Here is a 14,011-nt window from a genome sequence, read left to right as displayed (position 1 = left end):
GCAGGTGAGAGTGGCGGGAGCCCACGGATACGCGACGATCGGCGGGTCGAACGGCAAATATTCCGTTGCAGGACATGGCGGAATGTCGGATCGCGGGAAGGCCGCGATACGCAGTGCTCTGCTCTTGGCGGGAAAACAGTTCGCGCTGCGTTGCACAATTACAACTAGGGCTTGCCATCCCTCGGGTTTTCCCTTAAAGTTACATCCGTCTCCTCCATGTCTCCAAACATGGATTCAGCCCGCTCCCAGGAGCGGGCTTTTTCTTGCCTGCGTGGTTTAGCGGGGACACATCAAAATTCCGTGCTTTCGGCACATTCACCGTGGCCCGGCGGCTTATCATCGGCGAACCGTCACGCACAGCCAGACGTCGTCATGCACGCCCACCTGCGCATTGCCCGCCCCGTCGCCGACCTCGCCCGAGCCGAACGTATGTACCGCGACGCGTTCGAATTGTCGGTACACGCGCGCTTCGCCGATCACGACGGCTTCTCCGGCATCATGCTCGGACGCGAAAGGCTCGACTACCACTTCGAGTCCGGTCGCACCCTCGCCCACGCGAAGACCTGATCGTCTTCTACCTGCCCGACCCCGGTGCCTGGGAAGCCGCCTGCGCACGGCTTCATGCGCGTGGCGTCGTTTAATCCGTATTGGAATGCCTGCGGACAGACATTCGAGGACCCCGATGGCTACCGGATCGTCCTGCAGAACGCGGAGTGGCGTTGACGGGCAGGCATGCCGGAACCGTTACGCGTTGAGATCGGCGGCGAGGCGAACAGTCAGCGCGCATGCGACAACTACCACATGCGTTCGCAGCGCATGGCCTTGCCGCGACGCGAGATGATCACCGAGATAGCGTGCGTCGGAATGCGCTTCGAAGCGTGCGATGGTTGCCCGTGCATCGGCACGCAACCCACATCGGCCACGCGCGAGCCATGCGGTCACGGCGGGATCTGTATGCATCGCCACCAGCGCGGCTGCATCGTCCGGGCGCCGTCGATGCAACGTCAAACGTTCGGTTTCGATCTTCGACGAAGCGGTCAACCGTGATCGTGATGTAGAGGGAGCGCGGGATGCGTCAGCCTGCAGGTGCGCTTTCGATAGCGCAGTAACGAGCCCGAATGCAAAGCGAAGGAGTGACGCAATCGCGATCGTCGCGTGAACCGGCAACAAGCGTCGACGGCCACCAGCACCGACGACGAGAATTGAATGCAGCGGGACGCATCGCCCTGCCCGGCGCTCGCAGAATGCGCGCGGCGCCCATTCGGGCACCCGCACGTCGAACGTGCTTACTCGTTCTCTTCGAAGTAGTCGCTTCGCCTTGTCGAGAAGACTCGCTTGGCGAAACCTACGCCAAAACCTACGCTGAATTCCTCTTAAATTGGGACAGATTTGAACAACTCCTAGGCATCCCCGCCTCGTAGTTTCGGGGGCGCCATCGCATACGCTTAGAGGAAGAAACGCATGCAAATACCTGCTATCCAGGTTGCGGTTGAAATTTGGCTCCAGCATCAGGACACGCGTCGCCGGTACGCCGGTGGCCGTCCTATATAGAACAAGAGCCTGCGTAAGTGTGCGAAAATGCTCAAGAATTTAGGTTGGGAATGGAACGACATGTTACTTGAGCCGGATCACGTTTATGGCACGCCGCCCTGGGAATAACCCCAAACGCCGTATCGCCCCGCCCGAGCGCCTGACCAAGGATCAGAAAAGGACGCTGACGGATGTCGTGCGTTATGTCGGTAGCGGTCACCATAAGCGCAATCCGGCTGACTATGGACTGCCGCGAGCGAACCCGCGCCCGACCAAGTCACTTTGCGACCTGGAGCGCACCATCCTTCTAGATGAAGCCCGGCGGCTCGTGGCCAGTGGTATCGAATACGGCTTGTTCAGTGAGCCCCAGGAAGACGGGTTCCCGAAATTCATCTGGAGCGTGTCGGAGCGTGGCGAGGTCTTTGAAGCCAAGACAGACACCCATGGAACGGGCGAATACCATGGGTATCCGCTGGAAGACGAAGATGCCATGCACAAGTACGTGAAATCGATCTGGGAAGAAAGATGTCAGAACGCTGGTCAATAGATGTCGAGTGGGAGCAACTGGACACAGGGTCGCCGGAAGAGCGGGCCGGGTTTGCTGCGCTCGGCATCCATGCATACGATGCCTGCCTGACATTTGGATACGACAGCCTTTTGCAAAGCATCCGGCGTGCCCCATATCTGTCGGCATACCATTTTGCCGAATGGCTCGCCTGGAACTGGTGGCGCCTGCGCTGGGAACCACACAGGCAGTCTCCTGAGTGGGAACTCTCGCATACGATGGCGAGCATCGGCGGCGGCTACATCTGGCCAGACATTCACATCGTTTCGGACGGGAAAAACATTTCGCTGGTATGCAGATCTACGCCCGAGCGGGCACGCACACCATACCGCTATATCAGTGACAGCGTGAGCGTCATCCCTGCCACTGACTTTGAAGGCGAAATCGATCTGTTCATTGAAGTAGTCTTGCAGCGACTGCAAACTTGCCAGGTGACCAACAGCAACCTGCACGATATCTGGCAGGATGTGGTACAGGAACGGCGGGACCCTGCCCTGTCCGTACAACGCAAGTTCGAAGCCTTGCTGGGGGAAGACCCGGGTGAATTGGACGAGGGGCAACTACAGCACTTTATTGCCAATGCCGAGGCCACTGGTCAGGCAGCGCTTGAGGAAATCGCCGCCAACCGTATTCCCGGCAAAGCTGTACCCGATATCGCGCACCTGCTTGAATTGGGCCATACACGCGGTATCGCCACCGACCCTAGAGACCGAATCACCCTGCACGCGCCCATTCCACATGATCTGGACGCTCCCTGGCGGGTTGGCACCCGTGCGGCACAGCTGCTGCGTGCACAGGAAAACATTGATCCGGATGTAGCGATCACGAGTAACCAACTCGCTCGCATGTACGGGGCCCCAGGCAATATTTTCGATCCGCTGGAACAATCAGCCGACTTGTCCTTCGATTTGTCAGAGTCTGATCAACGTCATCGGGTCGTACTGCGGCGCGCCGGGCGCGAAACGGGTCGTCGTTTCGCGCTCGCCCGCCTGTTAGGCGACACCTTGACCCACACGACAAATGACCCCATGCGCCCCGCCACACACTCGGATACCTACCGACAAAAGGTTCAGCGTGCATTTGCGGCTGAACTTCTCAGCCCTTTTCAGGCGGTTAACCACATGCTGGATGGAGATTACTCGACAGAGAACCAGCAAGAAGTCGCTGACCATTTCCAAGTGTCCGATCGAACTATCCTGACGCTATTGGTCAACCATAAGCGACTTGATCGCAGCAAACTTGACGAGGCTGATTGGGTACAGACCTGAAGAGCTACCTCGAAGGCCTTGCATCGATGCAAGGCCTCTTTCCATATGCCGGCTACAAATCCCAAAAAAACGCTTCAACTGGCTGCCGAATATTTCAATGCCCTCGAGTCCCTCGCCCATCGCGGCCACGGCGTTTCGCTGGCTCTGCTCCACGACACGCTATGGACCGTCATGCCGGAGCGCGTTCAATCTGCGCAGGCCGTCGCTGAACTCCTGTCATCCAACGGTCTGCTTGAACCCTCACCCGAGGCGGACGGGGAATGGGAGATTCCGCCTGCCGTCGCTGATTTCGTTCTTCACCTCGCACGACGCCAGCGGCTTCTCGCCCCAGGCGAGCTACAGGGACTTCTTGGTGACCTCGAACAGGAGGCGAACGCCTTGGGACGGCTCGTCCAGGCACGCGACATCGTGCTTCTTGAGAGCGTTGCGCTCCGTCTGATCGATTACGTCCAGCGCGCGCAGAAGCTGTGCAGTGACCATCATTCGGCGGTGCTTGCCGCCGTCGCAATCGTGAAGACTCGCGGCGACAGAAAGACGTTGCGCGAGCGTTACGTCTACATCAAAGACATCTACGAGCGGCACCTAGTGCATATGCAGCATCTCGTTGATGCCGATGGCCTACTCGATTCGTTGCTCGACCGCGTGCTTGGTATCAGTCGCGACGCGGCCAACCTCATCGACACGACCGCAACGACATCGAATCCACTTCGCCGGCTTCGTGCACATGTGCTCCAGCTCAAGCGCGAGGCCCGAAAGAATTTTCACGAATCCTATACCGAGGTATTCCCGCTCTACAGCCAGTTGCGGCGCGATCACGAATTGGCGGCAGCCGCGGCAATCATGCTGGAGGCGTTCGGGCGCAACGGGTCGGGTGCATGGAACATGGTTGCCGGGATGCCCGTCGCATACTGGACGGAGGAATCGCTATTCACCGACTACGCGCTTGAAGACCATCTGTGGCAGGTCCAGGAATACACGGAAGACATCGTCCCACCACTGGTCACACTGGACACCTCGGGAGTCGCAAAGGCCCCCGATCCCCTCTACATGCATGAGGTGATCGACCAATTGCGCCGTGATGCGCCCGTCCCTGATGTACTTGCATGGCTCTTCGGGTCTTTTTCCGGACAGTCCGAGACGGAACTGCTATGCGCATACCAGGAAATCGCTGCTGACGGCAGCCTGTCAGCGTCGCATTCGGACGAGGAGACCCATACCGTGTTCTGCGGCGTGCGCTACAGCTACTACCCGATGAGGATCGAACATGGACCTGCCTGACAAGCTCGAAGAGGCTTTTGGCCTGCTGGCAAGAGGTCGGCATATCAGCAGCATCGACGGGGAGGTCTTCACGTCGCTATCTGCCCACGCCGGTCGCTACCGCGAGATTTTCGGCTCGCTCGGTTTTGATTTTGTCGCCGATCCGCACGGCTTCTATTACTTCAACGGATCGAAGAAAGGGCTTGCGAAAGGTGTCGAGCAATATGCCCTCTTCACCTACATCATGATTGATTGGCTGAGCGACAACGATCACGGCATCGAAGATGGCCTCTTCGGCGGTTCAAGGCATATCAGGGACCTGCCGCACCTGAAATCCGAGCGATACCGAGGCTATATGCGCCAAATCGGTGGCGACGACGAAATGAACTTGATTAGGATTATTGGCAACATGGAACGCGCCGGGTTCGTCCGTCAGAGTGCCGACAGGGTCCAGTTTCTTGCGCCCACGCGCCGAATTCTGAAAGTCTGCCTTGACGTGGCAAAACGGACCGGCCGGACGGATGGTTGCGGGCTCGCGAACGAAGGAGAATCTGCTTGATCAATATTCCGGGCTGCAAGCGGATGGTCTTCATCCGCTCGGGCAACTATGACTATGCCGAAGTCGACCTGCAAGGTCCGATTCACCTGGTCGGACGCAATAACGTCGGAAAGACTTCGATCATCGCTGCTGTGCAGTTCCTGTTCATCCCCGAACAGAGCGCAATGCATTTTGGCGCCTATACGCTCGAAGATACACGGCGGTACTACTTCAGGCACCCGACCAGCTACATCCTGTTCGAGTGTCTGTCGGCCGAAACGCACAGCTATGTGACGATAGGACTGCGTGGCTTGGGTCCCATCGGCTCCTACCGCTTTGAGCGGTTTGCATTTCCGGGCCGGTATGAACGGTCAATGTTCGTCGATGACAATCAGGTCGTACGCGAGTTTGAACACATCAAGGCCGATATCATGGCCAGTCGCCAACACTTCCGACTTCTCGAGCCGAAAGACATGCGGGCCGGCCTTATCGGCACCTGGGACGACCGGCGACTCAACCTCGGTATTGTTCCCTTGCGCGATGGCACGTCAAACGATCGATTTACGCGTCTGTTCCGCAATCTGCTTGAGCTTAACAAGATGGAGCAGGAAACAATCAAGCAGACGCTGGTCGAAATCTATCGACGTGAATTTACGAAACCAACCATCGACCTCCAGAAGGACCACGAGGCCAGTTTTGCAAAGCTTGAACTTGAAAGACGGTCGATCGACCGCCTTGACGGCATCGCTCCTCTGGTGACACAACTTCGTTCTTCGATCCACAGGCAGACAAGCTCGCGCGCTGTGCTGAAGCCACTGTATCGCGCCCTATGCAACGTCCGTGAGGAGGACCTGGCAAAATTCCAGGCCAGCAGGAATGCCTACTCAAAGGTCATCCAAGATGCCGACGGAAAGAATACTGCACTGGTCGGCGAAGCCCGAGCCCTTCGACTCCAGCAGACAGCACTCGTCCTGCCACTCGCTGAAGCACAACGGTATGTCGGCGCCACATTGGCCCTCCAGAAGAAGTACGCCTTTTTCGAAAAGGAACTCCAGCAGTCTTCGCTGAAAAACCTGGTTGACGAACTCGAAATCCTCGAAGGCAAGTATCATCGTTCGGATGAACCAGCAGCGGCAATCAGTCGCGATATCGACGACCTGGAACAGCAACATGCGGAGAAAATCCGGATCAGCGACACTCACCATAAGTTCCTTGGAACCTATCTCGCCAAGGAACTCGGTGAGCACCAACTGAAGGATGTTTTTCGGGTGCTGAACCCGAAACTGCTCGAGCGGGAACTGTCTGCGGACGCCATCGAAATCGACGACCGGGAGGCGCTGGTCAACGCGCTGAACCACATCGACAACCTTATTCACCCGCAGACCAGGCGATTCTCGGGGCACGGCATTTCGTTTCCCATCCGGGCGGTGCCGGGCCCGACGTCGATCATCCCGGACCTCGCAAAACTGACTGAGGAGATTGCGGCGCTCGAGCAAAAGCTTTCGGCACGCCGGCAGCAACTCGTAGATGCGCAGGCTCGCGAAACGCTCAAGAGCGATATCGAAGCAAAAAAGGAAGAAATTTACGCGCGCCAGAGGCAGATCGACGAATACCTTACGTTGCAGGAGAAACTCAATGCACTGCCGGCACAGCAGGCGAAGGTTGAAGAGCTTAGTGCACAGCGCGAAGCCATGGAACTACGGCAGGAGGAGATCAGCGAGTTGCTCAGTGCACTCTCGACAGAGAAGGTGGACGCACTCAACAGTAGGAATCAGGTTGACGCACACATCCTGAAGATCGAGCGCGAAAGCGTTTCCGCCCCCGATGAAGACTGGCCCGAAGCTGAGGATGCACCGGACTGTTCCGGCATGTCGTTCGAAGACATCGTTCAGCGGTATCGAAATGCGTATATCGCAGAACGTGAGGCTACCCGTTCCATCGAAACGCAAATCGCAGTCCTCGAATCCCGGATGCAGGATGGCTTGTCCGGCACCTCTCCCGAAGAAAAGGCTGCGTCTGCCATAGACGCGGTCGACAGTCTCGTGGACAAGAAGGCCTCCTATGACGCCCTCTGGAGTGGGCTGGTAACGGAAATCAAGTCATCCATCAAGGAGATGCTCAGCGATGTTGACAGACTTGCTCATCGGGTGTCGGAGTTCAGCCGGAGGCTAAGCAGCGTAACCGTTTCTAACCTGAAGTCGATCTCGATGCAGGTCCTGGAAAACCGTGATCGCATCAGGACCTACCAGGCCCTCTTCAACGCGGGCGGCATCTTCGGTGACAGCGCCGAGACGGAGCAGGCCGTCGATGAAGTCAGCAACCTGATTCGCGGCGCAACAGGAAAAGTGGAACTGCTCGACCTCTTTGGCATTGAATTCGTCGTGGAATATGCCAACGGCCGGACCAAGACTTTCTCGAAGCTGGACGCCATCGAATCCAATGGCACCACGATGATGATCAAGGCCCTCGTCAACATGATGCTGATGAGGGACATGATGAAAAAGGACCGGAATTTCGCCATTCCGTTCTATCTCGATGAGGCCAACCAGATCGACGAGGAAAACCTGAAAGGTCTGGTGAAAACTGCCACCAGCCTGGGATTCGTTCCCGTACTGGCAAGTACGACCCCCGTCGCAGTCGCCGACACCCTGTACTTCGTGCATTGGGCAAAAGAAGGGCGTGCTGTTCTCGAGCCGAAGCACCGTATCCGCCGCCAGGATCCCGATGACGAACTCGAAGCCGCTTGACCCTTTCGCAGGACTGCTTAACCGTCTGCTGGAGGGCGACAGTACACCACTCAGCGCCCTGTCTGAGTCCACACGCAAGCGCCTGCAGGCGGCGTTCGACAGTGGCGCGCTACTGACACAGCGAAGTGGCGGGGGCAGCGTTGTAGTGTGTGCCAATCAGGCGATTCTCCGTTCATTTGCCACTAACCTCTACCCGGGTGGCCTGATGGCGGACAACACCGCCGCAACTGGGACTCGGACCAGCGCACTCGCACGCTTTCGCGATACCAAGGCAGAGGGTGGACTCGACTTCGAACTCACCCACGTCAGGGTCTTTGACGCCGCGGCCCTCACATGCCAAGATCACGACGCGGATACTGTCAATCAAACGCAACGGCTCGGATGTGTTTCAGTAGTCCTAGGGGGCAAATACGAGCCGCAACTCGCCGGCTCCGTCGCGCTTGTTGAAGGACCCGAACTCTTCATGCGATACGATTGGACCGTGGAAAAGATCGCAGCTGTCGTTTTGTATTCCGGCAGGATTTCGGAGCGCATGCTCGACTGGATCAGCCGGTCCTCGGCGATTACCTCCGTACTACATTGTGCGGATTTTGATCCAGTGGGGCTTTGCGAGTATCTGCGCGTCAAGGAAAGGCTCGCTGAAAAGCTCATCCCTCATGCTCCGCCGAGCATCGACGAACTCTTTCGCAAATACTCGAAGGCTGCGTTGTTGCAGAAGAGTGCGGTCCTGATGCCCCGGCTGACAGGCACCAATGATCCGTATGTCGCCCGCATCGTGACCCTTATGCAAACGCACGGTGCCGGACTTGAACACGAAGCGTTGCTAGTCGGTGTTCAGCCAGCCTGAGCACCAGTACTTTGCCCCCCGTCCCGCGACTGGAGGGCAACCCAAGTACTGGATATTGACTGCACCGACACCTTCAGCTCACATGCCCAAGACGGGTTCGGGCGGAACTGATTACAGGTTCAGGCGCGCATATCCGGGGTTCGGCGAAAAGGCGGCCGGCAAACATTCGGGTGGTGCCGATTGCAGCGTGCTACTGCTACATCGTGCTCAAGTGGAAATTCTGGACGCGGAAGACCCTATCTAAAATTTAACGCCGTCCACGTTTCGTGTACAACAAAAAATAATTGGACAGGCATACACGTTGAACGCACAGGACCTCCAAGCGTACTGGCGCAGGTAACGCACCGAAGACAATTCGCTCCCTCGGCGTAAGTTTTCCGCAAGAAGAAATACACGGCGTAGGTTCTCTCGTAACGCTGGGGAAAACCTACGCCAGCACAGCTGGTCTAGGTATGTGAAGCTGAGTGCAAACGTATCAACCGGACTCGGCGACCACCAAAAAATTCATTTAAATTCAATAAATTACAGCCAAACCAAGTCAAACCAGCTTTCCACGAAGCCAAACATTACATTTCTTTCTATTGGTGTATTGTGCTTTGGCACGCGGTAAATACCCGTGCCATCACGCCAGCCAGGGTCATCAAAAGTCCCTACAGTTCAATCACTTGCACGCGAAAGATCCAATTTGACCGACTCAGAGGCCCGAAACTTACGTTACTCGTTCTCTTCGAAGTAATGCCCGAACTTCGCCTGCTTGGTCCGGATATAGCGCTCATTTTCCTCGCGCATCGGCACCGCGAGCGCCACGCGTTCGCAGACCGGAATGCCGTGCTTCACGAGCGTGTCGAACTTCTTCGGGTTGTTGCTCATCAGACGCACCGACGTCACGCCGAGGATCCGCAGGATCGCGGCGGCGGAGTCGTATTCGCGGGCGTCGTCAGGCAGGCCGAGGTCGAGATTGGCCTCGACGGTATCGCGCCCCTGCTCCTGCAGCGCGTATGCGCGGATCTTGTTGCTCAGGCCGATGCCCCGCCCTTCGTGGCCGCGCAGATACAGCAGCACGCCGCGGTCTTCCGCCGCGATGTAGCGCAGCGCGAGATCGAGCTGCTCGCCGCAATCGCAGCGGTAGGAGCCGAACACGTCGCCAGTCAGGCACTCGGAATGCAGCCGCGCCAGCACGGACTGCTCGCCGGTGACGTCACCCATCACGAGCGCGAGATGTTCGGCATCGCTGCCCGATACGCGGAAAGCGTACGACGTGAACGTACCGTAGCGCGTGGGCAGCGACGCGGTGGCGACGAGCGTCACGCACTCGTCGGCCTGGCCATTGCCCGGCGTGGGCGATTGGGGACGCGAAGACATCATGAATTGAGTCGAAACGATCAGGAATGTAGGAGTTGTGTGGATAGTGCGTGACCGGAGTTTACCGCTAATCTGGAAACGTCACGCGACTGCCTCAGTCGGCCCGGCTATACTGGGCCCCTCGGGTGCCGCGCATCACGCCCTGCCTTCCCTGCATCGTCCCGCACACGGAGAAAGCAAATGAGCACGACTGTCGCGCAAATTCTCAAGGCCAAGCCGGATTCCGGCCGCACGATCTACACCGTCACGAAAACCGATTTCGTCTACGACGCCATCAAGCTGATGGCCGAAAAGGGAATCGGCGCACTGCTGGTCGTTGAAGGTGACGACATCGCCGGCATCGTTACCGAGCGCGACTACGCGCGCAAGGTCGTGCTGCAGGAGCGTTCGTCGAAAGCCACCCGCGTCGAGGAAATCATGACGGCCAAGGTGCGCTACGTCGAACCGTCGCAATCCACCGACGAGTGCATGGCGCTGATGACCGAACACCGGATGCGCCACCTGCCCGTTCTCGACGGCGGCAAGCTGATCGGCCTGATCTCGATCGGCGACCTGGTGAAGAGCGTGATTGCCGACCAGCAATTCACGATCAGCCAGCTGGAACACTATATCCACGGCACCCCGTCGGTCACGTCCGTCTGATCCACTCCAGTGAAAAAGGCCCAAACGCGCGAGCGTCTGGGCGGGAAAGCCGCCGGAGTGCGGCGACGGAGGTTCTGCTCTGCTGACGCGGACGCGCGCTAGCGGCGCGCGCCCCGTCGGTCACATGCTGTGCTCGGGCAGACCCGGGATATTCAGTTGCCGAAGTAGACGGAGTTCACGGGGTTCGGGGCTTCACGCGTGACGCGGCGGCCCGACTGGCCTGCGCTCATCGCCACCGCACCGTAGCCGCTCGTATCGGCTTGGGCGAGCATCGGCTGGCTCGGCTGAATCCGTCGTTCCGCGGCCTGGATGTCCTGCGGATATTGCGAATCGCTCGCGACCGGCTTGTAACCGTTCTGTTCGACTTGCACGAGATCGGCCCGGACCTGCTCACGGGTCAACCCCTGCTCGGACTGTGCGAACGATGCGATCGGGGCGGCAAGGACGGATGCAGCGATCGCTGCGTAGATGATCGACTTCATGATGGACCTCCGAAATATGTTCTCTTTTGGCGTCGCTCCCGGCAGGACTGTCTGAAGCGATGGAACCAAGTGTAGTGCTCCCGATACCAAGGGGAAACCCTTGGTTTGAACATACAGCGTTGCGTTTTTGGAAAAAATCCATCGCCGTCGCGTCACTGCATCGCCATCACTTAAGGCATTTCCACAACAATGCCTGACGGAAGGCCGACAGCCAAATCGCCGATCCGGAAGGTTGTGTTGTAGAATCGTAAGGCTTTATTCAACCGTCGGTACCCTATCCACTATGCACGCGCCCACGCCTCTTTCGGTTTTGCCGTCCGGCCCCGCCGGCGTGTGCATGCGCGCCGGTCATCCGGCGCCCACCTGCGCTCGACGCACGGCCCAGGCACCGCTCGCCCCTGCCCGGCGCCTGATCTGACGGCACGGTCTCCTCCCGGAGCCAGGTCAGACAGGCTCCGGGCGATCCTCATAGGCATGCCACGCCTGCCCCCGCCGATCATTTGGAGAACTGCCATGAAACAACGCCTTTACCAGCTGAGCGAAGTCGACGTCGCTCGCCTCGAGAAGCACGCCGAACACAACCCGCGCTTCCAGGCGATGCTCGACACGCTGCTCGAGCGCGCGGACATCGTCCAGCCCGACGCCATCAAGGCGAACGTCGTCACGATGAACTCGCAGATCACGCTGCTCGACGAAGCATCCCAGGAACAGGCCACCTGGACGATTGTTTATCCGGATGCCGCCAATCTCGAGCTCGGGCGCCTGAACGTGTTTTCGCCGGTCGGCATGGCGCTGCTGGGCACGCAACGCGGTCAACTGGTGAAGGTGCTGCAGCCGAGCGGCGCCGAAAAGCTGATGAAGGTTGCAGCGATCGTGTTCCAGCCGGAAGCCAACGGCGAATACACGCGCTGACGCCGCTGCGGGCCGGCAGCGTACCTCGGCCATCCCAAACGAAAAGCGAGGCCCTGAGCCTCGTTTTTTTTGCGTCCGGACGAGACACACCGTCGTCGCGACCCGCGTCGCCGTATTCGACAGGCGAAAAAAAGGCGCCCGAAGGCGCCTTTTCGATACTGCGAAGCGGGTTACCCCGCTTGTCACGCTTAGAAGCGGTGACGCAGACCAACCGTTGCTGCGGTTTGGTTGATCGACGAGCTCGGCAGGTTGTTGCTGAAGCTGTCGCCGTTGTAGATCGATGCGCCAATGCCGTTCTTCGCTGCACGCTGGTACACAGCTTGTGCGTAGACGTCCGTGCGCTTCGACAGCGAGTAGTCAGCTTGCAGGCCGAACTGGTTCCAGTGCGTGCTGCCGTTGTTGATCTTCGCGTTCGTGTACGTGTAAGCAGCACCCAGGCCGAGAGCCGGCGTCAGGTTGTACTTTGCGTTGACTTCGTAGTTGTCGGTGCGCAGCGTGCCCAGACCAACTGCGTTGTTGTCGAGACGTGCTTGCGTCCATGCAGCGCCGACTTGTGCCGGGCCGAATGCGTAACCAGCAGCAGCACCGTACGTGCGGACGCGGCCTTGGCTAGCAACGCCACCGATTGCCGACGACGTCGCGCCGTTTGCGTTCGTACCGTCACCCAGGTTCGCTTGCGAGTATGCACCCGCCAGCTTCAGGCCTTGGAACTGGTATGCAACGCCTGCGCTGTACGCACGGTTGTTACCGAAGTTCGTGTTGTTCGAGAACGAGTACGTGCCGCCGAATTGCAGGCCAGCGTAGTTCGCGCTCGTGAACTTGATGGTGTTGTTCGCTGCGACGTCACCGGTCGTGCTCAGACGGTCGAGGTTCAGCGGGTGCGCGAAGTACGTGCCGCCCCACGAGCCCGTTGCCGTCAGCGGCGCCAGGTAGTCTTGCGTTGCGTCATACTGCTTACCCAGCGTGACCGTGCCGTACTGGCTCGACAGGCCGACAAATGCTTGACGGTTGAACATGCCGCCGTTGTTGCCCAGCTTGCCGTTACCGATGCCGAAGCCGCTTTCCAACGTGAAGATTGCCTTCAGGCCGCCACCCAGGTCTTCCGAGCCACGCAGGCCGAAACGGCTCTGGTCAATGCCCGAACCCATCGCCCAACGCGACTTGCCAGCTTGGCCGAGTGCCGGCTGGACGTTGCTCGTGTAGGTGATGCCTGCGTCCAGCACGCCGTACAGCGTGACGCTGCTTTGCGCGTGAGCGACGGTAGCGAACGATGCTGCAGCTGCTGCAACGATCAGAGTCTTGTTCATTCGTGGAGCTCCCTTCTAAAAAGAGGCAGGTCTCGCGACCTTGTTCATAAACGGTCTGCAACCGCCCGGGAGCGCCATCGGTCCTGCTGGCGGCGCCCGGATAGTTGCCCGTTTGGGAACCGTGAGTTTAGGGGTGTACCCTAGGGGCGCGATCTGCAAATAAAGAAATAAGCTTTTCCAGAACTAGAAATAATGAAAGTGGGGATGAGTTATAAGTATTTGTTTTGACGTCTTTTTTTGACTTCTTGACGACGGTTTTTTGGACCCTTCTATCCCACCATTCCTTCGTGTCAGCGTCTTGACGGTTGCATAGAAACAACAAGCGGAATCCGCAAATCACCCGAGATCGGCAACTTTTACCCAAATAAATCTCAAATACCGGCCCGCGTCGACTAAAAACCAAGCGATCAAACGGTAAACACACATCCGCGCGGCCATTGCTGGTGTCCTGCGCCGTCGGCACCGGGCTGCAACGGCAGATCGGCCGGCCCGCCGGACGACCAACGGGCCCTCGTGACATGCGGTAACAGCCTTAACGGCCCCCGTAACCCGGC

The 14,011-nt window shown here is 58.6% G+C and carries 14 protein-coding genes; 10 read left to right on the top strand and 4 right to left on the bottom strand.

Annotated elements, in window-relative coordinates; all coding sequences use genetic code 11:
* Positions 1–372 precede the first annotated feature (372 nt).
* Together ABIC50_RS18795 and ABIC50_RS33995 are read left to right on the top strand one after the other, a co-directional pair.
* Positions 373–567 carry a hypothetical protein gene (locus ABIC50_RS18795; RefSeq protein ID WP_354166107.1) on the top strand — a complete coding sequence of 65 codons (195 nt, stop codon included), beginning with the start codon at positions 373–375 and terminating at the stop codon, positions 565–567.
* A 54-nt stretch (positions 568–621) separates the two neighbouring features.
* Positions 622–723: a hypothetical protein gene (locus ABIC50_RS33995; protein ID WP_471685714.1), complete on the top strand. Its 102-nt coding sequence runs from the start codon at positions 622–624 to the stop codon at positions 721–723.
* Positions 724–744: 21 nt separating this feature from the next.
* Here ABIC50_RS33995 and ABIC50_RS18790 read toward each other — a convergent pair whose 3' ends face one another.
* Positions 745–1,170, bottom strand: coding sequence for a GNAT family N-acetyltransferase (locus ABIC50_RS18790; protein WP_354166104.1), 426 nt, complete (start codon positions 1,168–1,170; stop codon positions 745–747).
* Positions 1,171–1,618: 448 nt separating this feature from the next.
* Here ABIC50_RS18790 and ABIC50_RS18785 point away from each other — a divergent pair, with 448 nt between their 5' ends.
* From ABIC50_RS18785 to ABIC50_RS18760, 6 genes are read left to right on the top strand one after another with little or no spacing between them, the layout of a single operon-like run.
* Positions 1,619–2,077, top strand: a complete 459-nt coding sequence (locus ABIC50_RS18785) for a dsRNA-binding motif domain-containing protein (protein ID WP_354166102.1) — start codon at positions 1,619–1,621, stop codon at positions 2,075–2,077.
* Positions 2,056–3,363 carry a hypothetical protein gene (locus ABIC50_RS18780; protein ID WP_354166100.1) on the top strand — a complete coding sequence of 436 codons (1,308 nt, stop codon included), beginning with the start codon at positions 2,056–2,058 and terminating at the stop codon, positions 3,361–3,363. The genes ABIC50_RS18785 and ABIC50_RS18780 overlap by 22 nt, the downstream gene beginning before the upstream one ends.
* Positions 3,364–3,408: 45 nt before the next feature.
* Positions 3,409–4,641, top strand: a complete 1,233-nt coding sequence (locus ABIC50_RS18775; protein WP_354166099.1) for an MksB family condensin complex protein — start codon at positions 3,409–3,411, stop codon at positions 4,639–4,641.
* Positions 4,628–5,179 carry a condensin complex protein MksE gene (locus ABIC50_RS18770; protein WP_354166096.1) on the top strand — a complete coding sequence of 184 codons (552 nt, stop codon included), beginning with the start codon at positions 4,628–4,630 and terminating at the stop codon, positions 5,177–5,179. Before ABIC50_RS18775 ends, ABIC50_RS18770 begins: the two co-directional genes overlap by 14 nt.
* On the top strand, positions 5,176–7,905 hold the full coding sequence (locus ABIC50_RS18765) for an Mks condensin complex protein MksF (RefSeq protein ID WP_354166094.1): 2,730 nt from the start codon (positions 5,176–5,178) through the stop codon (positions 7,903–7,905). The genes ABIC50_RS18770 and ABIC50_RS18765 overlap by 4 nt, the downstream gene beginning before the upstream one ends.
* A complete protein-coding gene (locus ABIC50_RS18760; RefSeq protein ID WP_354166092.1) occupies positions 7,883–8,752 on the top strand; it encodes a hypothetical protein in 870 nt (289 codons plus the stop codon). The genes ABIC50_RS18765 and ABIC50_RS18760 overlap by 23 nt, the downstream gene beginning before the upstream one ends.
* Before the next feature lie 714 nt (positions 8,753–9,466).
* On the opposite strand, the gene ribA is transcribed toward ABIC50_RS18760, so the two are convergent.
* A complete protein-coding gene (gene ribA, locus ABIC50_RS18755; protein WP_011659115.1) occupies positions 9,467–10,117 on the bottom strand; it encodes a GTP cyclohydrolase II in 651 nt (216 codons plus the stop codon).
* Positions 10,118–10,294: 177 nt separating this feature from the next.
* Between ribA and ABIC50_RS18750 the strand changes: the two genes are divergently transcribed.
* Positions 10,295–10,756 (top strand): CBS domain-containing protein, encoded by a 462-nt coding sequence (locus ABIC50_RS18750; protein WP_175654545.1) that lies wholly within the window; start codon positions 10,295–10,297, stop codon positions 10,754–10,756.
* 152 nt (positions 10,757–10,908) lie between these two features.
* Here the strand turns inward: ABIC50_RS18750 and ABIC50_RS18745 are convergent, their stop codons facing one another.
* Complete coding sequence (locus ABIC50_RS18745; RefSeq protein WP_354166090.1) at positions 10,909–11,238, bottom strand: DUF4148 domain-containing protein; 330 nt, start codon at positions 11,236–11,238, stop codon at positions 10,909–10,911.
* A gap of 513 nt (positions 11,239–11,751) precedes the next feature.
* Between ABIC50_RS18745 and ABIC50_RS18740 the strand changes: the two genes are divergently transcribed.
* Positions 11,752–12,150 carry a GreA/GreB family elongation factor gene (locus tag ABIC50_RS18740; RefSeq protein ID WP_006752579.1) on the top strand — a complete coding sequence of 133 codons (399 nt, stop codon included), beginning with the start codon at positions 11,752–11,754 and terminating at the stop codon, positions 12,148–12,150.
* A gap of 188 nt (positions 12,151–12,338) precedes the next feature.
* On the opposite strand, the gene ABIC50_RS18735 is transcribed toward ABIC50_RS18740, so the two are convergent.
* Positions 12,339–13,457, bottom strand: coding sequence for a porin (locus ABIC50_RS18735; RefSeq protein WP_011659117.1), 1,119 nt, complete (start codon positions 13,455–13,457; stop codon positions 12,339–12,341).
* Between the last annotated feature and the right edge of the window lie 554 nt (positions 13,458–14,011).

This window comes from Burkholderia sp. 567 (assembly GCF_040545115.1).
Lineage (GTDB): Bacteria > Pseudomonadota > Gammaproteobacteria > Burkholderiales > Burkholderiaceae > Burkholderia > Burkholderia ambifaria.
Note: the sequence above shows the minus strand (reverse complement) of the source record. Positions and strands in the feature narration are given on the sequence as shown.

Coding starts and splice junctions, on each gene's coding strand:
- ABIC50_RS18740 (WP_006752579.1), top strand. CDS start 11,752: ATGAAACAACGCCTTTACCAGCTGAGCGAAGTCGACGTCGCTCGCCTC.
- ABIC50_RS18760 (WP_354166092.1), top strand. CDS start 7,883: ATGACGAACTCGAAGCCGCTTGACCCTTTCGCAGGACTGCTTAACCGT.
- ABIC50_RS18775 (WP_354166099.1), top strand. CDS start 3,409: ATGCCGGCTACAAATCCCAAAAAAACGCTTCAACTGGCTGCCGAATAT.
- ABIC50_RS18750 (WP_175654545.1), top strand. CDS start 10,295: ATGAGCACGACTGTCGCGCAAATTCTCAAGGCCAAGCCGGATTCCGGC.
- ABIC50_RS18745 (WP_354166090.1), bottom strand. CDS start 11,238: ATGAAGTCGATCATCTACGCAGCGATCGCTGCATCCGTCCTTGCCGCC.
- ABIC50_RS18795 (WP_354166107.1), top strand. CDS start 373: ATGCACGCCCACCTGCGCATTGCCCGCCCCGTCGCCGACCTCGCCCGA.
- ABIC50_RS18735 (WP_011659117.1), bottom strand. CDS start 13,457: ATGAACAAGACTCTGATCGTTGCAGCAGCTGCAGCATCGTTCGCTACC.
- ABIC50_RS18780 (WP_354166100.1), top strand. CDS start 2,056: ATGTCAGAACGCTGGTCAATAGATGTCGAGTGGGAGCAACTGGACACA.
- ABIC50_RS33995 (WP_471685714.1), top strand. CDS start 622: ATGCGCGTGGCGTCGTTTAATCCGTATTGGAATGCCTGCGGACAGACA.
- ribA (WP_011659115.1), bottom strand. CDS start 10,117: ATGATGTCTTCGCGTCCCCAATCGCCCACGCCGGGCAATGGCCAGGCC.
- ABIC50_RS18770 (WP_354166096.1), top strand. CDS start 4,628: ATGGACCTGCCTGACAAGCTCGAAGAGGCTTTTGGCCTGCTGGCAAGA.